This is a genomic window from Streptomyces sp. NPDC048270 (genome assembly GCF_040652335.1).
Taxonomy (GTDB): Bacteria; Actinomycetota; Actinomycetes; order Streptomycetales; family Streptomycetaceae; genus Streptomyces.
The window spans coordinates 15,008-37,837 of the sequence record NZ_JBEZLV010000010.1; the positions used below are offsets into that span (position 1 = coordinate 15,008).

The following is a 22,830-nucleotide window of genomic DNA, read 5'->3' on the forward strand; positions in this document are numbered from 1 at the left end:
TCACCCAGATGGCTCTAGACACGCCCCTGCCCCCGGGCTGCCCCGGTCGCCCGGAGGCAGGATCGGCAGTGGCCGTACTCACCCGTACGGCTGTTGTCGGAGCGGCGAGGGGACGGACGCCAGTGACGGACAGCGCAGGCATACCGGGCGGGACCGGGACGGCCGCGGGTGGCTCGAAGCCTCCCCGCAGCCGTCGGCGCCGACTGCTGCGCTGGACCGGTCTCGGGGCGGCCTTCCTGGTCCTGGCGGGCTCGGCCGGCGGGTGGTGGCTCTACAACAAGCTCGACGGGAACATCACCGAGGACACCTCCGCGGCGGCCGAACTGCGCCGCTACGAGCGCGACCGTCCGGCCCACTTCGGGAACGGCGCCCAGAACATCCTGCTGATCGGTTCGGACTCCCGCTCGGGCAAGGACAACGCCCGATACGGGCAGGACCGGGGCACCGAGCGCTCGGACACCACGATCCTGCTGCACCTGCCGGCGGACCGGCGCAGCGCCACGGCGGTGTCGATACCCCGGGACCTGATGACGGACATCCCGGAGTGCCTGATGGCGGACGGCAGCCGCACCGGCGAACGGCGCGCCCAGTTCAACTGGGCGTTCCAGTGGGGCGGGGCCGGCTGCACGATCCGTACGGTCGAGCAGCTCACGGGCATCCGGATCGACCACCACATGGTGATCGACTTCGGCGGCTTCAAGAAGATGGTCAACGCCATCGGCGGGGTGGAGGTCTGCCTCAAGCACCCGGTCGACGACTCCGAGGCGAAGCTGCGGCTGCCCGCGGGGCGCCAGACCCTGCGGGGCGAGCAGGCGCTGGGCTTCGTGCGCGCCCGCTACAGCCTGGGCAACGGCAGTGACACGGAACGGATGGAACGCCAGCAGCAGTTCCTCGGCTCGCTCGTCAAGAAGGTGCAGAGCAACGGGGTGCTGCTGAACCCGGCCCGGCTGTATCCGCTCCTGGACGCGGCGACCTCGTCGGTGACCACGGACCCGGGGCTGGCCTCGCTGCGCGGCCTGTACGAACTCGTCCGGGGCGTACGGGACATACCGACCGACCAGGTGAAGTTCCTGACGGTTCCCCGCAAACCGTACTGGGCTGACCCGAACCGGGACGAACTGTCGGAACCGGACGCCGCCCGGCTGTTCCAGCAGCTGCGCACCGACCAGCCGGTGACGGTCGCCCCGCCGAAGCCCGAAGCCGAGTCCCCGCCCGAGGGCGGCAAGCGGAACGAGCCCGTGGACGCCGCGGAGTCCCCGGCGCCGCGGGACGGCACGGGCCGGACCGGCGAGGGAACCACCGCGACCCCCGTTCCCGTCCCCACCTTCACCGGGACCACGGCGGGTATGGCCGACTGCCGGTAAAGCAATCCCAAAAGCCGGTGACCGAACCGAACGGGTTGAGAGGTTCGCCCCGTTATAAGGGGAGTGGAATTTGTCACCAGCATGGTTTGCAGCCGAAGCTGGCGGATAAGGTGAGCGATCCGGTGCCCCGCCGGACCAGAGGCCGGGCACCAGCAGCCGGATCGTTGACCGTGCGCCTGGGGGAGGCGCGTCGCGAGGCACCCGACGGAGGATTCGAGCAACCGTGGATGCGCAAAGCCGTGGGCGGGCCGACGAGATCGACCCCGCAGACCAGTGGGTGCTCAATCCCCGCACCGGCAACTACGAACTGCGACTGGGCGACTCCGCAGCGCACCAGCAGGGGTCCGCTGTGGCCGCCCCGCGCAGAGCGCCCTCCGCACCCGGCAAGCCCACCGCACCGTCCCCGGCCGTGCCGAGGCCGCGGCGCGGCGACGCCCCGCCCGGCGGGCGGCGCGGCGGCCGCTCCCGCAAGGGCGGCGGAGGCGGCGGGCGCCGCAAGAAGGCACTGCTCGTCACCAGCGGGACGCTGGCGTTCCTGCTGGTCGGCGGCGCCGCGGCGGCGTACTTCTACTACGACCACCTGAACGGCAACCTCAGCGTCACCGACATCGCGGGCGCGGGCACCGGCGGCTTCAAGAAGGACCAGGCCATCAACATCCTGGTCATCGGCACCGACAAGCGCAGCGGCTCCGGCAACGAGGGCTACGGGGACAAGGACAGCGTCGGCCACGCCGACACCACGATCCTCTTCCACGTGGCCAAGGACCGCTCCAACGCCACCGCGCTGTCCATCCCGCGCGACCTGATCACCGACATCCCGTCCTGCCCGACGAAGCAGCCCGACGGCTCCACGAAGGAGATCAAGGGCACGAACGGCACCCGCTTCAACAACAGCCTGGGCCAGGAGGGCCGGGACGCGGGCTGCACGATGCGCACCGTCAAGGAGCTCACCGGGATAGAGATCGACAACTTCATGATGGTCGACTTCAACGCGGTGAAGACCCTGAGCACGGCCGTCGGCGGGGTGCCCGTGTGCCTGGAGAAGGCCGTCGACGACGAGGACTCCAAGCTGAAGCTGTCCGCGGGCGAGCACCGGCTGGCGGGCGAGGACGCGCTGGCCTTCGTACGGACCCGGCACGCCTTCGGCAACGAGAGCGACCTGGACCGGATCAAGACCCAGCAGCAGTTCCTCGGCTCGATGATGCGCGAGATGAAGTCGAAGGAAACGCTGACCAGTCCGAAGAAGTTCTTCTCGCTCGCGGAGGCGGCCACCAAGTCGCTGACCGTGGACCAGGGGCTGGGGTCGATCGACAAACTCACCGATCTCGCGGGCGAGTTGAAGGACATCGACCTCAAGAACATCACCTTCACCACCATGCCGGTACTCGACAACCCGGCCGAGAAGGTCAAGGCCACCGTCGTGGTGGACAAGGGCCTGGCCGATCCGCTGCTGCAGATGATCCGGGGGGACGTCTCGCTCACGGAGGTCGAGAAGAAGGAGCAGGCCGCGCAGGAGGCGGCCGACGCGGACGCGAAGGCCAAGCAGGACGCGCTGCTCCAGGGCAACCGCGCACCGGCGGCGGACGTGCGGGTCAGCGTGTACAACGGCGGCGGGCCCAAGGGCTCCGCCTCCACCACGCTGAACTGGCTCCAGAACACCAAGGGCATGTCCAAGGCCAGCAACCAGGGCAACGCACCCGCGAAGGTCGGTGCCACGCAGCTGGAGTACGCGCCCAACCAGGCCGACCAGGCCCGGGCGCTGGCCGACGCCCTGGGACTGCCGGCCACCGCGCTGAAGATGGGGACGGCGGACGCCTCGGCCAAGACGCCGATGAAGCTGACGCTCGGCCCCGACTTCCAGCAGCCGGGCGCCCCGCTGGGGGCTCCGGTTCCGCAGGAGCTGCCCAAGGACGTCCAGCAGGCCCAGGCCGACAAGGCCGTCTGCGCCAAGTAACGGGGCACTGCCGGTCGTACCGGCACAGCATTGACCAAGCAGGATCTTGAGGGGGGACATGTGAGGCACAGCAGCGTGCGAGGGGAGGGGACGACCGCCCGGGCCGCCGGGGACGCATCCGGCGGCGGCGACGCGACCGGGTCGATACCCCCACCGCGGGACGGCTCCCGGGCCGCCCGGCGGGCGGCCGACCGGTCCACCAGGCGGGGCCGCAGGCGCGTGCTGCGCTGGGTGGCCTCGGTCTTGTCCCTGCTCATACTCGGGACGGCGGCGGGCGGCTACCTCTACTACCGCCACCTGAACGGCAGCATCAAGACGGACGCGCTGAACCTCGGCGAGACCAAACTGGGCGGCTCCAAGCCCAACTCCTTCGGGCAGACCCCGCTGAACATCCTGCTCATCGGCTCGGACGCGCGCGACGACGCGGCGAACCAGGCCCTCGGCGGGGGCACGGACACCTTCGACGGCCCGCCGCTCGCGGACGTGCAGATGCTCCTGCACCTGTCAGCGGACCGCAGCAACATGTCCGTGGTGTCGATGCCGCGCGACACGATGCTGATGATGCCCAAGTGCACCGAGCCGAACGGCAAGGTGCACCCCGCCAGCAAGGGGCTCGTCCAGACGAACGAGTCGCTCCAGCGCGGCGGACCGGGCTGCACGGTCGCCGCCTGGACCGAGCTGACCAAGATCCCCATCGATCACTTCATGATGATCGACTTCAAGGGCGTGGTCTCGATGGCGGACGCCATCGGCGGCGTCCCGGTCTGCGTCGAGCAGAACGTCCACTCCCGCACCCGCGACGGCAAGGGCTCCGGCCTGAAGCTGCCGAAGGGCGAGAGCATCATCCAGGGCGAGACGGCCCTGCAGTGGCTGCGCACCCGCTACGGGTTCGAGGACGGCACCGACATCGCCCGCACCCACGCCCAGCACCAGTACATGAACTCGATGGCCCGCGAGTTCCGCAAGAACGCCAAACTCACCAACCCGGTGAAGATGAACAGCCTGGCGCAGGCCGCGATCGACGCCATGGTCGTGGACACCGGCCTGAACAAGATCGACAAGCTGTACGACCTCAGCATGGAGCTCAAGAAGGTCTCGCCGGGGCGGATCACCATGACCACCATGCCGTGGGTCTACAGCACGCGGCCCGGCCTGGACGGGCGGGTCGAGCCGATGCCGGCCGAGGCCGAGGCCCTGTTCCGTATGGTCCGCGAGGACATCGCCCTGGACGGGAAGGGCTCGGGGACCCCGGAGGCGGGGGCCTCCCCCTCGCCGGGCGCCTCCGCGACCCCCTCGGCGCCGGCCCAGCCGACCGCCGCGCCGACCACCGCCCCGGCCTCCTCGCCCGCGAAGGTCGCGGTCACCGTCCGCAACGCCACCGGCGGCAAGGACGGCGCCGAGGCCAAGGTCAAGCTCCGGGCGAACGACGTCGCCGGGCTGCTGAAGGGCAAGGGCTTCACCAAGGCCACCGCCGACACCCAGACGGGCGCCGAGGACACCACGGTCGTCCGCTTCGCCACCGACGCCCAGGCGGCCGACGCGGCCTCCCTGGCCACGGCGCTCGGCCTGCCCGCCACCGCGGTGGAGAAGTCCGCCGAGGTCCCCGGGATCGTGCTGTTCGTCGGCAAGGACTGGCGGACGGGCAGCGCGCCGACCCCGCCGCCGCCCGCGCCGACCGTGGCCCCCACGTCCGCCCACGCCCTCAGCGGTGACAACGACAAGGCCTGCATGCCGGTCCAGGAGGGCTTCACCTGGTAGCGGGTACGCGCGAGGGGCCCGGTGCGGCGGCTGTTCGGTTCACAGCCGCCGCGCCGGGCCCCTCCGTACGTCTCAGACCTGCGACGGGTCCCGGTGCACGGCCGGGCGGCGGGTCGCGATGAGCTTGTTCGCCAGCGAGCGCGGGCTCGTCAGGAAGCCGTAGCCCCAGCACACGTGCATGGTCGCCAGGGCCAGGGGGATCTGCGCCCGGGCCTTCAGGGAGCGGCCCCTGCCCGCCGGGACGGAGCCCACGGCGATCGCCGCGAGGTAGCCGGCCGGGACGGCGAAGCCGAGCGGGTTGACGGCCGCACCCACGACCACGCCCGCCGCGAGCGCGCAGACCAGGGTCGGCGGGGCCAGGTAGCGCAGGTTGATGGAGCCGGAGTGGTAGCGGGCCACCACGTGCCGCCACCGCCCGTAGTCCTTGTACTGCTTGGCCAGGGCCCGCACCGAACGCCGCGGCCGGTACTGGACCTTCAGCTCGGGGGAGAACCAGATCAGCCCGCCGGCCTCGCGGATGCGGAAGTTCAGCTCCCAGTCCTGGGCGCGGATGAACTCCTCGTTGTAACCGCCCTGCTGCTCCAGCGCCTCGCGGCGGAAGACGCCGAGGTACACGGTCTGCGCCGGCCCTGCCTGGCCGCCGGTGTGGAACGGCGCGTTGCCGACGCCGATCCGCGAGGTCATCGCGGCGGCGACGGCCTCTTCCCAGGCGTTCTCGCCCTCGGCGTGCATGATGCCGCCGACGTTCTGCGCACCGGTCTCCTCCAGGAGGCGCACGGCGGTGGCGATGTAGTTTGGCGAGAGCATGCCGTGGCCGTCGACGCGTACCACGATCGGGTGACGCGAGGCCTTGATGGCGGCGTTGAGTGCGGCCGGGGTCCGGCCCGTGGGGTTCGGAACGGTGTGGACTCGGGAATCCTCGGCGACGAGCTCTGCGGCGATCTCGTCGGTGCGGTCCGTGGACGGCCCCAGCGCGATCACCACCTCCATCTCGCCCGCGTACTCCTGTTCCAGGATGTGGCGGACGGAGTCGCGGAGGTAGTGCTCCTCGTTGAGCACCGGCATGATCACCGAGACTGCGGGCTGCTGGGCGGGCATGTGGTCCTTCAAGGTCGGGTATCGGTGTCACGTTACCGCGTACGGGGGAACCGGGTGCGCGCCGAGTGAGCGGTACGGACAGAGGCTGATCGTATGGGCCTACTGTTCTGACGAATCAGATCCAGGCCGATCGTTTCCCCTGCTGTTCCCGCGGAGGTGTCCCCCGTGCCCCAGCCGCACCGTCCCACCCGTCCCGCCAGGCCGCCCCAGCCGCAGCGCGCACGGCGCGGCGGCGCGGGCGGCGGTCCGGCCCGGCACCGGGGCGACAGACCCCGGTGGGGGGTGCGGATCGCGGCCGGGGTGTCGGTGGTGGTGCTGGGCTGCGGGGCCGTCGGACATGCCGTGATGACGGGGCTGGACACCGGGATCGAGCGGGTGGACCCCTTCAAGGACATGAAGAACCGCCCGCAGGCCGGGCACGGCCTGAACTTCCTGCTGGTCGGCACCGACGGCCGGGAGAAGATCACCCCGGAGGAGAAGCGCGAGTACCGCCTGGGCGGGGCGCCCTGCCGCTGCACCGACACCATCATGCTCGTCCACCTGTCGGCGGACCGGGAGCGGGCGAGCGTGATCAGCCTGCCCCGCGACAGCTACGCGGAGGTGCCCGCGCACCACGACCTCATCACCGGGAAGCCGCACAAGGCGCACCCGGTGAAACTGAACGCCGCCTACGCGGAGGGCGGCCCCAACCTGACCGTGCGGACGGTCGAGAACATGACCCGGGTGAAGATCGACCACTACCTGGAGGTGGATTTCACCAGCTTCATGAAGACGGTCGACGCCATCGGCGGCGTGGACATCTGCACCGCCAAGACCATGCGCGACCCGAACACCGGGCTCGACCTGCTGCCCGGCACCCACCGGCTGACCGGCGGACAGGCCCTGCAGTACGTGCGCTCGCGCCATGTGGACGGGGCCTCCGACCTCGGCCGGATGCAGCGCCAGCAGCGGTTCCTCGCCGCCCTGATCAAGCAGGCGACCAACGGCGGGGTGCTGCTGAACCCGGTCAAGTTCAAGCAGGTCAGCTCCACGCTGCTGGGCTCGGTCCGGGCCGACCGGGGCTTCGGCTCGGAGCAGATGCTCGCGCTCGGGCAGGCGATGCGGGACTTCACCCCCTCCTCCTCGGAGTTCGCCTCCGTGCCCGTCGGCGACCCGTCCTTCCGGGTCAAGAGCATCGGCTCCACCGTGCGGTGGGACGAGCCGAAGGCCGCCAAGCTCTTCGAGGCGGTCCGCCAGGACCGGCCGCTGGCCCCGGCCCGGCCCGGGAACTCCGGCAGCCGGGCCGCGGCCGTGCCGGTGGACGTGCCGCCGAAGCAGATCCGGGTGCAGGTGGAGAACGGGACCCGGATCGACGGGCTGGGCGGCCGGGTGGACGCGGCCCTGCGCGCCACCGGCTTCGACACCACCGGGGCCCCGGGCAACGGGGCCGGCCGCGACGTCCGGCGCACGGTGATCACGTACGACCCGCGCTGGGACCGCTCCGCCCGCTCGGTGGCGGCCGCGCTGCCCGGCAGCGAGCTGCGGGCGGTGGCGCGCCAGGGCCGGACCGTGGTGGTCATCGCGGGCTCGGACTACCGCAAGGTGGTGCCGGTACGGGCGGAGGACCCGTACCCGGGCACCTCCGGGGTGCTGACGGGCGACGAGGTGACCTGCGCGGCGCAGTGAGCCGCGCGCGGCCCCCGGTCAGTCGTCGAAGCCCTGGGCGGCCCGCTCCTCGCGCAGGGCCATGATCGCCTGGCGGCGGGCGAGCCGGTGCGTGCGGCGGATCTGAGCCTCCTGGTAGCGCCGCTCGTCGCGCTCGGTCTCCGGGAGCACGGGCGGGACCCGGCGGGGCTTGCCCTCGGCGTCCACGGCGGCGAAGACGAGGTAGGCGCTGCCGACCTGGGTGGCGGGGGTGGACTCGTTCCACCGCTCCGCCAGGACCCGTACGCCGATCTCCATGGAGGAGCGGCCCGTCCAGTTGCACTGGGCCTTCACGTGCACGAGGTCGCCGACCCGCACGGGGGCGAGGAAGGCCATCTCGTCCATCGACGCGGTGACCGCTGGGCCACCGGAGTGGCGCCCGGCCACGGCCCCGGCCGCGTCGTCCACCAGCTTCATGATCACGCCGCCGTGCACCGTGCCGAGGAGGTTGGTGTCGTTGGCCGTCATGATGTGGCTGAGGGTCGTACGGGAGGCCGCGGTCGGCTTCCCGGGCAGCTCGCCCGGTATCTCTGTCATACGGACACCTTAGATGCGTTGTGGAGGCATCAGCTCTGCAACAGGACCGGTACGGAAAGCCCCCCGGGCTGTCGGGCGACACGCCCGGGCAGGCATCCTTGGGCGCATGAATGACTGGCCTGAAGGTCGCGAGGACGGGTACGGGCGCGGCAGCGCGGGAGCGCAGCCCGAGGGCGCGCGGCGGATGCGGCACGTCCAGCGGCAGCAGCCCCCGCGCCCGGCGGTACCGCCGCCCGCCCGGCGGCCCGGACCGCCCGCCCCCGCGGTGCCCCCGCAGCAGGGGCGGAGCCACGACACGTACGGCGGCTACGACAGCGGCTACAACACCGGCCAGGTCTACGGCTCGCCCGCGGGCCCCGGCGGCCCCGGCGGGCCGTCGCAGCCGCCCTCGGGCCCCGGCCGTCCCGGGCGGACGCCCGGGGCCGCCCCGGACTGGCGCAAGCGGATCAAGGTCGGCTCGATCGTGCTGGTCTCCGCGCTGGTGGTGACCACGGTCTCCACCTACTTCTGGGCGGACTCCAAGGTGCGCCGCGAGGTGGACCTCTCCAAGGTCGTCGAGCGCCCGAAGGAGGGCGACTGCACGACGTACCTGATCGTGGGCTCCGACAGCCGCGAGGGCATGTCCGACGAGGAGAAGAAGAAGCTCCACACGGGCTCGGCCGAGGGCAAGCGGACCGACTCGATGATGATCCTGGCGAAGTGCTCCAGCGGGAACACCATGATCTCGCTGCCGCGCGACTCGGACGTGGAGATCCCGTCCTTCGTCGGCTCCCAGTCGGGCAAGAAGTTCCCCGCGCAGGGCCGCCGGGTCAAGCTCAACGCGGCGTACGCGGAGGACGGCCCCGAGCTGCTGGTGCGGACGGTGGAGCACAACACCGGCCTGCGGATCGACCACTACGCGGAGATCGGCTTCGCCGGCTTCGCGAACATCGTGGACGCGCTGGGCGGGGTGGAGCTGGACATCGAGGAGGGCTTCAAGGACGAGAAGTCGGGCGCCGACTTCAAGGCCGGCAAGCAGACGCTGAACGGCGAGCAGTCGCTGGCCTTCGTACGGACCCGCTACGCCTTCGCCGAGTCGGACCTGCAGCGGACGAAGAACCAGCAGAAGTTCCTGTCGGCGCTGGCGAGCCAGGCGGCGACCCCGTCCACGGTCCTCAACCCCTTCGACCTGTACCCGCTGCTGGGCGCGGGCCTGGACACGCTGATCGTGGACAAGGACATGGGCCTGTACGACATGGGCCAGATGTTCTTCGCCATGAAGGGCGTCAACGGCGGCGACGGCGTGTCCATGAACATGCCGATCTCCGGGCAGCGCGGCGGGAACCTCGTCTGGGACAAGGCGAAGGTGCAGCAGCTGGTGAAGCAGATCCAGAACGACGAGAAGGTCACCGTCCGGGGCCAGTGACCTCTGCGACGCCCCGTGGGGCCCCTGCCGGGGCCCTTCGGGGGTCAGGCGTCCGGGGAGAAGCGGATCGCGGCGGCGGGCAGCTGCGCCCCGCACCAGACCCGGGCGCCGGAGCGGAGCTCGTTGTCGGCCCCCACGAGGGCGTCGTCGCCGATGACGGCGCCGTCGAGCACCGTCCGCTCGCCCACCGAGGCGCGCGCGCCGATCAGCGCGGCGCTCACCTGGGCGTCGGCGCCGATGACGGCGCCCTCCAGGACGATGGAGCCCTGGACGACCGCTCCCGCCTCGATCCGGGCGCCGGCCCCCACGACCGTGCCGCCGGACAGCTTGGCGCCGGCCGCCACCTGGGCGCCGGGCAGGACGAGGGATTCGCCGCGCCGGCCGGGGACGGCCGGGGAGGAGACCACGCCGCGGACCAGGTCGGCGGAGGCCTGGACGATGGCCTCGGGCTTGCCCAGGTCCATCCAGTAGGTGTTCTCGGTGACTCCGTGCAGCGTGGCGCCGGAGGCCAGCAGGCCGGGGAAGGTCTCGCGCTCGACGGAGACCGGGCGGCCCGCCGGGATGGAGTCGATCACGCTGCGGCGGAAGACGTAGCAGCCGGCGTTGATCTGGTCGGTGATGATCTCCTCGGGCGTCTGCGGCTTCTCGGTGAAGGCCAGCACCCGCCCCTCGGAGTCGGTGGGGACCAGGCCGAAGGCGCGCGGGTCCTCGACGCGGACCAGGTGCAGGGAGACGTCGGCGTCGGCCGCCTGGTGGGATTCGACGAGTCCGGCGATGTCCAGGCCCGTGAGGATGTCCCCGTTGAAGACGAGGACGGCGGAGTCCGGGCCGCCGGTGAGCAGCCGGGCGGCGTTGCGGATGGCACCGCCGGTGCCCAGCGGTTCGTCCTCGACCACGTACTCCAGGTGGACGCCGAACTCGGACCCGTCGCCGAAGTAGGGCTCGAAGACCTCGGCGAGGTAGCAGGTGGCCATCACGATGTGCGTGACGCCGGCGGCGGCGGCGCGGGCTATCTGGTGGGCGAGGAAGGGCACGCCTGCGGTCGGGACCATCGGCTTCGGCGTGTTCACCGTCACGGGACGCAGGCGCGTCCCCTGTCCGCCGACCAGCAGGATCGCTTCCGTCATGTGCGTTCTCCCCAACCGATTCCTGCGTACGAAGGCCCAAATTTAGCCCATCCGAGTGGCACGGAAGGGCTGGAGGCCGTGGAAGGCGCGCGGGCGTGCACCCGCGCCGCCGTAGTGCCCGGCGTGTCCCCAAATGCCTGGCCGAACCCGCGCCGCGGGCCGGGCGGCGCCCGCGCCGGCCGTCCCGGCCCCCCGGGAGGGCCGTCCCAGGCCCCCGCGACGCGACCGACCCCCGGCGGGCCGCCGGGGGTCGGTCGCGTGGTGCGGGTCGGGCGCGTTACGGCAGGTTGCGCGCCATGACGATGCGCTGCACCTGGTTCGTGCCCTCGTAGATCTGGGTGATCTTGGCGTCGCGCATCATGCGCTCCACCGGGTAGTCGCGGGTGTAGCCGTAGCCGCCGAGGAGCTGGACGGCGTCCGTGGTGACCTCCATGGCCACGTCGGAGGCGAAGCACTTGGCCGCGGCGCCGAAGAAGGTCAGGTCGCCGTCGACGCGCTCGGACTTGGCCGCGGCCGCGTACGTGAGCTGGCGGGCGGCCTCGATCTTCATGGCCATGTCCGCGAGCATGAACTGCACGCCCTGGAAGTCGCCGATCGGCTTGCCGAACTGCTTGCGCTCCTGGACGTAGCCCTTGGCGTAGTCCAGGGCGCCCTGCGCGATGCCGAGCGCCTGGGCGGCGATCGTGATGCGGGTGTGGTCGAGGGTCTTCATCGCGGTGGCGAATCCGGTGCCCTCGGCGCCGATCATGCGGTCGGCCGGGATCCGGACGTTGTCGAGGTAGACCTCGCGCGTCGGGGAGCCCTTGATGCCGAGCTTCTTCTCCGGGGCGCCGAAGGAGACGCCCTCGTCGGACTTCTCCACGACGAACGCGCTGATGCCCTTGGAGCGCTTCTCGGGGTCGGTCACGGCCATGACCGTGTAGTACTCGGAGACGCCCGCGTTGGTGATCCAGCGCTTGACGCCGTTCAGGACCCAGAAGTCGCCGTCACGGACCGCGCGGGTCTTCATGCCGGCGGCGTCCGAGCCCGCGTCCGGCTCGGAGAGCGCGTACGAGAACATCGCGTCGCCCTTGGCGAGCGGGCCGAGGTACTTGGCCTTGAGCTCCTCGGAACCCGAAAGGATCACCGGGAGCGAGCCGAGCTTGTTGACGGCCGGGATGAGCGAGGAGGAGGCGCAGACGCGGGCCACTTCCTCGATCACGATCACGGTGGCGAGGGCGTCGGCGCCCGCGCCGCCGTAGGTCTCGGGGACGTGGACGGCGTGCAGGTCGCTGGCGACCAGGGCGTCGAGGGCCTCCTGCGGGAAGCGGGACTCCTCGTCGACCGCGGCTGCGAACGGCAGGATCTTCGCCTCGGCGAGCGAGCGGACCGACTCGCGGAGCATGTCGTGCTCCTCGGCCGGGCGGTACAGGTCGAAGTCGGCAGAACCCGCCAAGATCTCTCACTCCCCAGGGTGATGCGTGATGCTAACTACCGTTAAGTAACCCAAGCTTAGTGGCCGGTGCACGGATGGCGGTATGGACGGCCCACGTGAGTTGCGTGACAGAGGGGTCACCTACCGGAGAACGTCCCCCCTGACCGGCCCGACTATGCTCAGTGGCCGCAAACGGTCCGCCGCACCCCAGCAACTGTACGGAGCACCCATGGCCCCCCTCAGGATCACTGTGATCGGCACCGGCTACCTCGGCGCCACGCACGCCGCGGCGATGGCGGAGCTGGGGTTCGAGGTACTGGGGCTGGACGTGGTCCCCGAGAAGATCGAGATGCTGGCCTCGGGCCGGGTGCCGATGTACGAGCCCGGGCTGGAGGAGCTGCTGTCCGCGCACGTGGCCGGGCTGCCGGGGTCCTCCGGGCGGCTGCGGTTCACGACCTCCTGGGAGGAGGTCGGCGCCTTCGGAGACGTGCACTTCGTGTGTGTGAACACTCCGCAGAAGCACGGCGAGTACGCGTGTGACATGTCCTATGTCGACTCCGCGATGGCCTCGCTGGCCCCGCACCTGACCCGGCCGGTGCTGGTGGTCGGCAAGTCCACCGTGCCGGTGGGCTCGGCGCAGCGGCTGGCCGCGAAGCTCGAGGAGCTGGCGCCGGCGGGCGCGGACGTGGAACTGGCCTGGAACCCGGAGTTCCTGCGGGAGGGCTTCGCGGTGCAGGACACCCTGCACCCCGACCGGATCGTGATCGGCGTGCAGGGCGAGCGGGGCGAGAAGCTGCTGCGGGAGGTGTACGAGACGCCGATGTCGGAGGGGACTCCGCTGGTGGTCACCGACTTCCCGACGGCCGAGCTGGTGAAGACCGCCGCGAACTCCTTCCTGGCGACCAAGATCTCCTTCATCAACGCGATGGCGGAGGTGTGCGAGGCCGCGGGCGGCGACGTGGTCAAGCTGGCGGAGGCCATCGGCTACGACGACCGGATCGGTGCGAAGTTCCTGCGGGCCGGGATCGGCTTCGGCGGCGGCTGCCTGCCCAAGGACATCCGCGCCTTCATGGCGCGGGCCGGCGAGCTGGGGGCCGACCAGGCGCTGACCTTCCTGCGGGAGGTCGACTCGATCAACATGCGGCGGCGCGGTCACATGGTGGAGCTGGCGCGCGACGCCGTCGGCGGATCGTTCCTCGGCAAGCGGGTCGCGGTGCTCGGCGCCACCTTCAAGCCGGACTCCGACGACGTCCGGGACTCGCCCGCGCTGAACGTGGCCGGGCAGATCCACCTCCAGGGCGGGCAGGTCACCGTCTACGACCCCAAGGGCATGGACAACGCCCGGCGCGTCTTCCCGACGCTGGGGTACGCGGACTCCGCGGTGGAGGCGGCCCGGGGCGCGGAGGTCGTCCTCCACCTCACCGAGTGGCGCGAGTTCCGCGAGCTGGACCCGGCGGAGCTGGGCCGGGTCGTCACCGACCGGCTGATCCTGGACGGGCGCAACGCACTGGCCCCTGCCGTGTGGCGGGCAGCCGGGTGGACCTACCGGGCGATGGGCCGGCCGCACGCCTAGCCCGCCGGCCGCGCCGGGGGACGGGCCGGGCCGTTGCCGCTGCGCGGGGGCGGGCCGTGTGCCCGACCGTGCGGCGCCGCTGCCGGGGACTCTGCCCCCGGAGCCCCGGGGCGTCAGAAGGGCGTGGGCGCGGGGCGGCGGTGGTGGGCCGCGCGGGCGGTGAATTCCGCGTCGCGCAGGACGCGCTGGGTGTTGCCCCAGGTCAGGAGGGCCAGGTCGGCTTCCGGCCAGCCCCGGTCCAGGAGTTCCGCGATCAGGCGCGGATAGCCCGAGGGGTCCGTCAGGCCCGTGGGGCGGGGGTCGCCCGGTTCCGAGCCGAAGGCGGCGCCCAGGCCGACGCAGTGCGGGCCGGCGACGGCCCGGACGTGGTCGAGGTGGTCCGCCACCGCGTGCAGGGAGTCCCCGGTCCGGGCGGTGTCGAAGGTGATCATCGCCAGGCCGTTCGCCTCCCGCAGGGCCAGCAGGACCTCGTCGGTCACGTTCGCCGGATGCGGGGTCAGGGCCGCGGCCGCGGTGTTCGAGATGATCACCGGCGCCTTCGAGGCCGCCGCGATCCGGCGGGCCGTCAACGACGGGCACCCGGTCAGGTCCAGCACGATGCCCAGCCGGTTCGCCTCCTGCACCACCTCGTGGCCGAAGGGCTCCAGGTCGTGCCGGGCCCAGGGCGCTCCCGCCGGCGCGAAGATCCGTACGCCCAGCGCGTGGAACGCGTGCAGTGCGCTCAGCGAGTCGGTCAGCGTACGGCCGGGCACCGGCCCGAGGAAGCAGGCGATGCGGCCCCGGTTGCGGGCGTCCGCCATGTCGTCGGCGGTCAGCGCGAGGCACAGGCTGTCGGGGTACCGGCGCACCAGGGCCAGCGCCACGTCGATCTGTTCCAGGGTGTCGGAGACCACCTGGTCGTCGGCTGCCTCGCCCGGGGTGAGCAGGGACCAGAACTGGGCGCCCACTCCCCCGGCGCGCAGCCGCGGGATGTCGGTGTCGACACCGGCGTCGGGCGTGTCGATGTCGTGGTACGGGGTCTGGCGCAGGGTCCAGACGAGCGTGTTGCACCCGTCCGCGACGGGATGCGCGGACAGCAGCGCGGCGGCCCGCTCCAGGGCGCTGGTCACCGCTGTGGGGGCGGGGAGGTCTTCCGCCCCGATGCCCACGGAGTGGGGTTCATCCTGCAGGTCGGCCATGGCGTTCGCTCCGGTCTCGGCGGCAGCAGGGAGAGATGGTGCCACCGTGACACGCCGGACGCCCGGGTCGCCCGGCAGGTGTGGCAAACGGGTGTAACCCGCAGGTCACACCCGTTGCCCCGACGGCCCCTACCAGCCGATCACCGCGTTGGACGGGCCCCTGGACGCCGACAGCTCCCGCGCGACCGCCTCCGCGTCGCGCAGCGCCCGTACCGCGTTGGACCAGGTCAGCTTCGCCAGGTCGGCCTTCGACCAGCCGCGGGTGAGGAGCTCCGCGATCAGGTTCGGGTAGCCCGCCACGTCGTCCAGCCCGGCCGGGGTGAAGGCCGTGCCGTCGTAGTCCCCGCCGATGCCGATGTGGTCGATCCCGGCCACCTCGCGCATGTGGTCCAGGTGGTCGGCGACGGTGGCGGCAGTGGCCACCGGGCGCGGGCGCGCCGCCTCGAAGGCCCGGTGCAGGGCCATCGCCCCGGGCGTGGTGTCCAGGTGGTGCAGGCCGTGCGCCCGCAGGTTCTCGTCCGCGGCCAGCGTCCACTCGACGGCGGCGGGGAGGACGAACTTCGGGACGAAGGTGGCCATGGCCACCCCGCCGTTGGCCGGCAGCCGCTCCAGCACGTCGTCGGGGATGTTGCGCGGGTGGTCGCACACGGCGCGGGCCGAGGAGTGCGAGAAGACCACCGGCGCGGACGTGGCGTCCAGGGCGTCGCGCATCGTCGTCGCGGCCACGTGCGAGAGGTCCACCAGCATGCCGACGCGGTTCATCTCGCGCACGACCTCGCGGCCGAAGTCCGTCAGGCCGCCGTGCCGGGGCTCGTCGGTCGCCGAATCCGCCCAGTCGATGGTGTCGTTGTGCGTGAGCGTCATGTACCGCACGCCCAGCTGGTGCAGGGCGCGCAGGGTGGCGAGCGAGTTGTTGATGGAGTGGCCGCCCTCGGCTCCCATCAGCGAGGCGATCCGGCCCTCGGCACGGGCCGCCTCCATGTCGTCCGCGGACAGCGCCCGCACCAGGTCGGCGGGGTAACGGCGGATCAGCTGGTCGACCGCGTCCACCTGTTCCAGCGTGGCGCTGACCGCCTCGTCGCCGGTCAGCTCGGTGCTCACGTACACGGACCAGAACTGCGCCCCCACCCCGCCGGCCCGCAGCCGCGGGATGTCGGTGTGCAGGTACGCCGACTGGTCGCCGGCGATGTCCCGCTGGTCCAGGTCGTAGCGGACCTGCTTGCGCAGCGCCCAGGGGAGGTCGTTGTGACCGTCCACGACGGGGTGCTCGGCCAGCAGCTCGCGCGCCTCGTCCAGGCGCTGCGCCGCGCTCACTTGCCGAATCCGAAGGACTCCGCGCCCGCGACCTTGGTGCGCAGCCGCTTGCCCTTCTCCGTGGCCTGGTCGTTCAGCTCCTGCTGGAACTCGCGCATCCGGCCCAGCAGGTCGGGGTCGTGCGCGGCCAGCATCCGTACGGCCAGCAGACCGGCGTTGCGCGCCCCGGCGACCGAGACGGTGGCGACGGGGACGCCGGCGGGCATCTGGACGATCGACAGCAGCGAGTCCATGCCGTCGAGGTACTTCAGCGGCACCGGGACGCCGATGACCGGCAGCGGGGTGACCGAGGCGAGCATGCCGGGCAGGTGGGCGGCTCCGCCGGCGCCCGCGATGATCGCCTTGAGGCCGCGGTCGGCGGCCTGCTCGCCGTACGCGACCATCTCGCGCGGCATCCGGTGCGCGGAGACGACGTCGACCTCGTAGGGGATCTCGAACTCGTCCAGGGCCTGGGCGGCGGCCTCCATGACCGGCCAGTCCGAGTCGGACCCCATGACGATGCCGATGACGGGGCCTGCGGCGGAGGTGCTCATTGGGTGACCGTTCCTCTGAGGTAGTCGGCAGCGTGGCGTGCGCGCTCCAGCACATCGTCCAGGTCGTCGCCGTAGGTGTTGACGTGGCCGACCTTGCGGCCGGGTTTCACGTCCTTGCCGTACATGTGGATCTTCAGCTGCGGGTCGTGGGCCATGCAGTGCAGGTACGCCGCGTACATGTCGGGGTAGTCCCCGCCCAGCACGTTCGCCATGACCGTCCACGTGGCGCGGGGGCGCGGGTCGCCCAGCGGAAGGTCCAGGACCGCCCGTACGTGGTTGGCGAACTGCGAGGTGATGGCCCCGTCCTGGGTCCAGTGGCCGCTGTTGTGCGGGCGCATGGCCAGTTCGTTGACGAGGATGCGGCCGTCGGGGGTCTCGAACAGCTCCACGGCCAGGTGGCCGGTCACGCCGAGTTCCTTGGCAATGCGCAGGGCGAGGGCCTGGGCCTCGCCCGCCAGCGCTTCCGAGAGGTTCGGAGCGGGGGCGATCACCGTGTCGCAGACCCCGTCCACCTGGCGGGACTCCACGACCGGATAGGCCACGGCCTGGCCGTGCGGGGAGCGGACGATGTTCGCCGCGAGCTCGCGGACGAACTCGACCTTCTCCTCCGCCAGGACCGGGACGCCCGCTCTGAAGGGCGCCTGGGCGTCCTGCGGGGTGCGCACGAACCACACGCCCTTGCCGTCGTACCCGCCGCGCACCGTCTTGAGGATGACGGGGAAACCGCCCACCTCGTCCGCGAAGGCCGCCACGTCCGCCGGATCGCTCACGATCCGGTGGCGGGGGCTCGGCGCGCCGATCTCGTCGAGCTTGGCGCGCATCACCCCCTTGTCCTGGGCGTGCACCAACGCGTCGGGCCCCGGGCGGACGGGGATGCCGTCCGCTTCCAGGGCCCTGAGGTGCTCGGTGGGCACGTGCTCGTGATCGAAGGTGATCACGTCGCAGCCGCGCGCGAAGGCGCGCAGCGTCTCCAGGTCGCGATAGTCGCCGATGACGACATCGCTCACGACCTGGGCCGCCGAGTCCTGTGGGGTGTCACTGAGGATCTTGAATTTGATTCCGAGGGGGATGCCCGCCTCGTGGGTCATGCGGGCGAGCTGTCCGCCGCCGACCATGCCGACTACCGGGAACGTCACGCCTCCAGGGTATCCGGCGGTATTCCGCCATCCGGACGTGCCCCTGGCGCGGACCCGCCGGTGTGCCGTGCGTCGCACGGTGTCCGAAGGCACAGACGGACCGTGGGGGCGACACTTAACATGAGGGGGTTGACGGAGAACAGCGGACGCCCCCGCGCGGGGCGGTGACCGACAGGGACTGACCATTCAGATGAGCTCGCCGGGGAACGGATCTGTTCTCGAACGCGTACGCGGTCTCGTGCGGGAGGTCGCCAAGTTCGGGGCCGTCGGCGGTCTGGGTGTGCTGGTCAACCTGGGTGTCTTCAACCTGATCCGCCACACGACCGACCTCCAGGTGGTGCGCGCGAGCGTGATAGCCACCGTGGTCGCCATCGCCACGAACTACCTCGGCTTCCGCTACTTCGCCTACCGGGACCGCGCCAAGAGCGGCCGGACCCGGGAGCTGGCCCTGTTCGCCGCCTTCAGCGCGGTCGGCCTGGTCATCGAGAACGGTGTGCTGTACACGGCGACGTACGGCTTCGGCTGGGACGGACCGGTCGCCACCAACGTGTTCAAGTTCATCGGCATCGGCACCGCGACCGTCTTCCGCTTCTGGTCGTACCGGACCTGGGTCTTCAAGGCCCTGCCGTCGGCCGCCGAGGTCGAGCCGATACCCGGGCCGGCTCCGCTGCCGGGCCGCAGGCCCGAACCGCAGCCCGAGCCGGAACCCGAACCCGCGGCGAGCTGACACGCCCGCCTAGCGGACCGTCTTCTCCGGTTCCGAACGTTCCGGGGCCGTCCGGCTCAGGAACAGGGCGAAGACCGGTGGCTGCGCCTGGAGCAGCTCGAGGCGCCCGCCGTCCGCCTCGGCGAGGTCCCGGGCGACGGCCAGGCCGATGCCGGTGGAGTTGCGGCCGCTGATGGCCCGCTCGAAGATCCGGTTGCCGAGGTCCGGCGGAACCCCCGGCCCCTCGTCCGTGACCTCCAGCACGGCCTGGTTGCCGATCACCCGGGTGCGCAGGGCGACGGTGCCGCCGCCGTGCATCAGCGCGTTCTCCACCAGGGTGGCCAGGACCTGGGCGACCGCGCCCGGGGTGCCGACGGCCCGTACGCCCTGCTTGCCGGAGCGCACGATGGCGCGGCCGGCGCTGCGGTAGGCGGGCCGCCACTCCTCCACCTGCTGTTTGACGACCTCGTCGAGGTCGAAGGGGACGGCCGAGCCGGTCCGCGGGTCCCGCGAGTTCGTGAGCAGCCGCTGGACCACGTCCGTGAGCCGCTCCACCTGGGTGAGGGCGATGGTCGCCTCCTCCCGCACGGTCTCCAGGTCATCGGTGACCGTGATCTCCTCCAGCCGCATCGACAGCGCGGTCAGCGGTGTGCGCAGCTGGTGGGAGGCGTCCGCGGCCAGTCGCCGCTCGGCGGTCAGCATCCGCCCGATCCGCTCGGCGCTGGAGTCCAGTACGTCCGCGACCCGGTCCAGCTCGGGCACCCCGTACCGCTTGTGCCGGGGCCGCGGGTCTCCCGAGCCCAGGCGCTCGGCGGTCTCGGCGAGGTCGGTGAGCGGGGAGGCCAGCCGGTTGGCCTGCCGTACGGCCAGCAGCACGGCGGCCACGACGGCCAGCAGCGCGACGGCGCCGACCACCGCGAGGGTCCGCCCGACCTCCTTGGTCACGGTGGAGCGGGCTTCCTCGACGACGACGAGCTCGCCCTGCTCGCCGCGTGCCGTGCCGCGGATGACGTCCTCGTCGATCCGGTGGCCGACCTCCACCGTGGCCTGTCCGGGGATGGTGATCGTGGCGTGGTGGCCGACGTCCAGCTGGTCCGACAAGGCCTGCGGGTCGACCCTCTCGCGCTCCAGGACGTTCGCCTCGACGATGCCGACCAGGCGCTGGGCCTCGTACTCGATGCGGTCCTGGGCACTGCTGGTGATGGTCCGGGTCTCCACGATCACCAGGGAGACGCCGAAGACGGCGATCACGACGAGCACGACGGCGAGCGTGGAGTTGATCAGGCGGCGGCGCATGGCGTGGGAGCTGCTCAGCTCTTCTCGAAGCGGAATCCGACGCCGCGGACGGTGGCGATGTAGCGGGGGTTCGCGGCGTCGTCCCCCAGCTTCTTGCGCAGCCAGGAGATGTGCATGTCGAGGGTCTTGGTGGAGGACCACCAGGTGGTGTCCCAGACCTCGCGCATGAGCTGGTCGCGGGTGACGACCCGGCCGGCGTCGCGGACCAGGACGCGCAGCAGGTCGAACTCCTTGGCGGTGAGCTGGAGCTCCTCCTCGCCCATCCAGGCGCGGTGCGATTCGACGTCGATGCGCACGCCGTGCGTGGCGGGGGGCTGGGCGGTCTCGGCGGCGCCGCGCCGCAGCAGGGCCCGGACCCGGGCCAGCAGCTCGGCGAGGCGGAACGGCTTGGTCACGTAGTCGTCGGCGCCGGCGTCGAGGCCGACGACCGTGTCGACCTCGTCCGCGCGGGCGGTCAGGACCAGGATCGGGAAGCCGTGGCCCTCGGCGCGCAGCCGGCGGGCCACTTCCAGGCCGTCCATGCCCGGCAGTCCGAGGTCCAGGACCACCAGGTCCACGCCGCCCTGCAGTCCGGCGTCCAGGGCCGTGGGGCCGTCCTCGCGGACCTCGACCTCGTACCCCTCCCGGCGCAGGGCGCGGGCCAGGGGCTCCGAGATGGATGCGTCGTCCTCGGCGAGCAGTACACGCGTCATGTGGGTGATGGTAGTCCGAGGCGACTGGTTCGAGGGGGCTGCGGGAGCACCCCTGGCTATCTGGGCCGATGAACCATTAACCACCTTCGAATATGGTCGGACGGTTCCCTGGCGACCTGTGATCCATATCTCAAGTCCTTCCTTATGCCGCCCTGTCGTGTCGTATGGTGTCGAGACGCCTGATGCACTACCTCAGGGACCTTTGTGCCGAAAACCGCGCCGAAGGTCTCTATTTCTGTCCTGACCGGACCGGGCAGTCTTGACGGACTGACCTGTCCGGGCTTGATGACAGTGAATGACCTGTGGGCCGGGCCCGCCGCGCGATGGTGCGCGGCCGGGCGTGGATCCCGGTTACGGATGTCTCTTCGCCCCCGTACCCCGCGGGGACGAGACCCCCGGGCGTGGGGTGGGACTTCCGCTGCCGGTGCCGGCCACCCCCCACCGGGCGCTGATGGGCTCACGAAGCCACGCGTCCCGAGCAAGCAAGGATCGACCATGGCTTCCAGCCTGACGAAGGACTCGGCGGATCCGTCCGCGGAACCGACCTTCTTCGGCCACCCCCGTGGCCTGGCCACGCTGTTCATGACCGAGATGTGGGAGCGCTTCTCCTACTACGGCATGCGCGCACTTCTCGTGTACTACCTGGTCTCGGGCGGCGCCGACGCCGCCACGGGCAGCCAGGGCGGCGGCCTTGCGATGACCGCGGCCACGACCACGGCCATCTACTCCGTCTACGTCTCCATGGTCTACCTGATGGCCATGCCGGGCGGATGGTTCGGTGACCGCGTCTGGGGTGCCCGCAAGACGGTCGCGATCGCCGGCTTCGTGATCATGGGTGGTCACCTGTCGCTGGCCCTTCCCGGCCAGGCGATGTTCTTCGTCGGTCTGATCCTCGTCGCGACCGGTTCCGGTCTGCTGAAGGCCAACATCTCCACGATGGTCGGCCACCTCTACGACGGCCCGGAGGACCCGCGCCGTGACGGTGGCTTCACGCTCTTCTACATCGGCATCAACCTCGGTGCCTTCGTCGCCCCGTTCATCGTCGGAACGGTCGGCAAGGAGCACAACTGGCACCTGGGCTTCGCCCTCGCCGCCGTCGGCATGGGCCTGGGTCTCGCCCAGTTCCTGATCGGCACCAAGAACCTGAGCCCGAAGAGCAGCGAGGTCCCGAACCCGCTGTCCCCCGAGGAGCGCACCGCGGTCATCCGCAAGGTCCTGCTCTGGGTCGCCGGTGTCGCCGTCTTCTACGGCGCCGTGGTCTGGCTGGGCTACTACACGCTGAACTGGGCCCTGATCCCGCTGACCCTGGCCGGTCTGATCATCCCGATCGCCGTCCTGACGCGGATCAAGCGCGACAAGGACCTGTCGGGCTCTGAGCAGTCGAAGATGACCGCGTACATCTGGTTCTTCATCGCCGCGGCCGTCTTCTGGATGATCTACGACCAGGGCGGCTCCACGCTGTCCCTGTTCGCCGACTCCAAGACCGCGGACACCATCTTCGGCCTGGGCTTCTCGGCCACCTGGTACCAGTCGCTGAACCCGCTGTTCGTGATGGCCCTGGCCCCGGTCTTCGCCTGGCTGTGGCTGTGGCTGGCCCGCAAGAACCAGGAGCCGAACACCATCGTGAAGTTCGCGATGGGCCTGGTCCTGGTCGGCGCCTCGTTCTTCGTCTTCATCGTCCCGATGAACATGGCGGGCGACGGCACCATGGTCTCCCCCATGTGGCTCGTCTCGATCTACATGATCCAGACCATCGGTGAGCTGTGCCTCTCCCCGGTCGGCCTCTCGGTCACCACGAAGATGGCGCCGCAGAAGTACGCGTCCCAGATGATGGGCGTCTGGTTCCTGGCGGTCACCGCCGGTGACTGCACGACCAGCCTGCTCTCGATCGCCGGTGTGGACCTGAACGGCACCTGGGTGATCGGCTTCGAGGCCGCCGCCGCGGTGCTCGCGGGCTTCGCGGTCTACTCGTACCGCAAGAAGGTCCAGTCGATGATGGGCTCCGTGCACTGACGCACCCCCTCGCCACGTGAGCGGCCCGGCACACCGGAAGGTGTGCCGG

At 71.3% G+C, this 22,830-nt stretch carries 18 protein-coding genes; 8 read left to right on the forward strand and 10 right to left on the reverse strand.

Annotation, left to right across the window (positions count from 1 at the left end):
* Window positions 1-122: 122 nt before the first annotated feature.
* The 3 genes from AB0D66_RS11710 to AB0D66_RS11720 all read left to right on the forward strand — a co-directional run bounded on the left by AB0D66_RS11710 (window position 123) and on the right by AB0D66_RS11720 (window position 5,076).
* Window positions 123-1,364, forward strand: a complete 1,242-nt coding sequence (locus tag AB0D66_RS11710) for an LCP family protein (protein WP_362300395.1) — start codon at window positions 123-125, stop codon at window positions 1,362-1,364.
* A gap of 223 nt (window positions 1,365-1,587) precedes the next feature.
* Entirely contained in the window at window positions 1,588-3,318 is a 1,731-nt protein-coding gene (locus tag AB0D66_RS11715; protein WP_362300397.1) for an LCP family protein, read from the forward strand.
* Window positions 3,319-3,561: 243 nt separating this feature from the next.
* Window positions 3,562-5,076, forward strand: coding sequence for an LCP family protein (locus AB0D66_RS11720; protein ID WP_362300400.1), 1,515 nt, complete (start codon window positions 3,562-3,564; stop codon window positions 5,074-5,076).
* Between the two features lie 72 nt (window positions 5,077-5,148).
* On the opposite strand, the gene AB0D66_RS11725 is transcribed toward AB0D66_RS11720, so the two are convergent.
* The gene (locus AB0D66_RS11725; RefSeq protein WP_362300402.1) at window positions 5,149-6,174 is read right to left on the reverse strand and encodes a glycosyltransferase family 2 protein; all 1,026 of its coding nucleotides are present in this window, start codon (window positions 6,172-6,174) and stop codon (window positions 5,149-5,151) included.
* Window positions 6,175-6,456: 282 nt separating this feature from the next.
* On the opposite strand from AB0D66_RS11725, the gene AB0D66_RS11730 reads away from it, so the two are divergent.
* Window positions 6,457-7,839 carry an LCP family protein gene (locus AB0D66_RS11730; protein WP_362300789.1) on the forward strand — a complete coding sequence of 461 codons (1,383 nt, stop codon included), beginning with the start codon at window positions 6,457-6,459 and terminating at the stop codon, window positions 7,837-7,839.
* 18 nt (window positions 7,840-7,857) lie between these two features.
* On the opposite strand, the gene AB0D66_RS11735 is transcribed toward AB0D66_RS11730, so the two are convergent.
* Entirely contained in the window at window positions 7,858-8,394 is a 537-nt protein-coding gene (locus AB0D66_RS11735) for an acyl-CoA thioesterase (protein WP_361752045.1), read from the reverse strand.
* A 106-nt stretch (window positions 8,395-8,500) separates the two neighbouring features.
* On the opposite strand from AB0D66_RS11735, the gene AB0D66_RS11740 reads away from it, so the two are divergent.
* On the forward strand, window positions 8,501-9,799 hold the full coding sequence (locus tag AB0D66_RS11740; RefSeq protein ID WP_362300406.1) for an LCP family protein: 1,299 nt from the start codon (window positions 8,501-8,503) through the stop codon (window positions 9,797-9,799).
* A 44-nt stretch (window positions 9,800-9,843) separates the two neighbouring features.
* Here the strand turns inward: AB0D66_RS11740 and AB0D66_RS11745 are convergent, their stop codons facing one another.
* Together AB0D66_RS11745 and AB0D66_RS11750 are read right to left on the reverse strand one after the other, a co-directional pair.
* Window positions 9,844-10,926 carry an NDP-sugar synthase gene (locus AB0D66_RS11745; RefSeq protein WP_362300408.1) on the reverse strand — a complete coding sequence of 361 codons (1,083 nt, stop codon included), beginning with the start codon at window positions 10,924-10,926 and terminating at the stop codon, window positions 9,844-9,846.
* Between the two features lie 277 nt (window positions 10,927-11,203).
* Window positions 11,204-12,361, reverse strand: coding sequence for an acyl-CoA dehydrogenase family protein (locus AB0D66_RS11750; RefSeq protein ID WP_030716523.1), 1,158 nt, complete (start codon window positions 12,359-12,361; stop codon window positions 11,204-11,206).
* Window positions 12,362-12,569: 208 nt separating this feature from the next.
* Here AB0D66_RS11750 and AB0D66_RS11755 point away from each other — a divergent pair, with 208 nt between their 5' ends.
* Entirely contained in the window at window positions 12,570-13,913 is a 1,344-nt protein-coding gene (locus AB0D66_RS11755) for a UDP-glucose/GDP-mannose dehydrogenase family protein (RefSeq protein WP_362300411.1), read from the forward strand.
* A gap of 113 nt (window positions 13,914-14,026) precedes the next feature.
* Here AB0D66_RS11755 and AB0D66_RS11760 read toward each other — a convergent pair whose 3' ends face one another.
* The 4 genes from AB0D66_RS11760 to AB0D66_RS11775 all read right to left on the reverse strand — a co-directional run bounded on the left by AB0D66_RS11760 (window position 14,027) and on the right by AB0D66_RS11775 (window position 18,074).
* A complete protein-coding gene (locus tag AB0D66_RS11760; RefSeq protein WP_362300414.1) occupies window positions 14,027-15,091 on the reverse strand; it encodes a membrane dipeptidase in 1,065 nt (354 codons plus the stop codon).
* 129 nt (window positions 15,092-15,220) lie between these two features.
* Entirely contained in the window at window positions 15,221-16,405 is a 1,185-nt protein-coding gene (locus AB0D66_RS11765) for a dipeptidase (protein ID WP_362300417.1), read from the reverse strand.
* Entirely contained in the window at window positions 16,402-16,938 is a 537-nt protein-coding gene (purE, locus tag AB0D66_RS11770; protein ID WP_362300420.1) for a 5-(carboxyamino)imidazole ribonucleotide mutase, read from the reverse strand. The genes AB0D66_RS11765 and purE overlap by 4 nt, the downstream gene beginning before the upstream one ends.
* Window positions 16,935-18,074: a 5-(carboxyamino)imidazole ribonucleotide synthase gene (locus AB0D66_RS11775; protein WP_362300422.1), complete on the reverse strand. Its 1,140-nt coding sequence runs from the start codon at window positions 18,072-18,074 to the stop codon at window positions 16,935-16,937. The genes purE and AB0D66_RS11775 overlap by 4 nt, the downstream gene beginning before the upstream one ends.
* Window positions 18,075-18,264: 190 nt before the next feature.
* Here AB0D66_RS11775 and AB0D66_RS11780 point away from each other — a divergent pair, with 190 nt between their 5' ends.
* Window positions 18,265-18,801, forward strand: a complete 537-nt coding sequence (locus AB0D66_RS11780) for a GtrA family protein (protein ID WP_362300425.1) — start codon at window positions 18,265-18,267, stop codon at window positions 18,799-18,801.
* A gap of 9 nt (window positions 18,802-18,810) precedes the next feature.
* Here AB0D66_RS11780 and AB0D66_RS11785 read toward each other — a convergent pair whose 3' ends face one another.
* Both AB0D66_RS11785 and AB0D66_RS11790 read right to left on the reverse strand, forming a co-directional pair.
* On the reverse strand, window positions 18,811-20,076 hold the full coding sequence (locus AB0D66_RS11785) for an ATP-binding protein (protein ID WP_362300428.1): 1,266 nt from the start codon (window positions 20,074-20,076) through the stop codon (window positions 18,811-18,813).
* Between the two features lie 14 nt (window positions 20,077-20,090).
* Window positions 20,091-20,768 carry a response regulator transcription factor gene (locus AB0D66_RS11790; RefSeq protein ID WP_069920540.1) on the reverse strand — a complete coding sequence of 226 codons (678 nt, stop codon included), beginning with the start codon at window positions 20,766-20,768 and terminating at the stop codon, window positions 20,091-20,093.
* A gap of 495 nt (window positions 20,769-21,263) precedes the next feature.
* Here AB0D66_RS11790 and AB0D66_RS11795 point away from each other — a divergent pair, with 495 nt between their 5' ends.
* Window positions 21,264-22,781: an oligopeptide:H+ symporter gene (locus tag AB0D66_RS11795; RefSeq protein WP_362300432.1), complete on the forward strand. Its 1,518-nt coding sequence runs from the start codon at window positions 21,264-21,266 to the stop codon at window positions 22,779-22,781.
* Window positions 22,782-22,830: the final 49 nt, after the last annotated feature.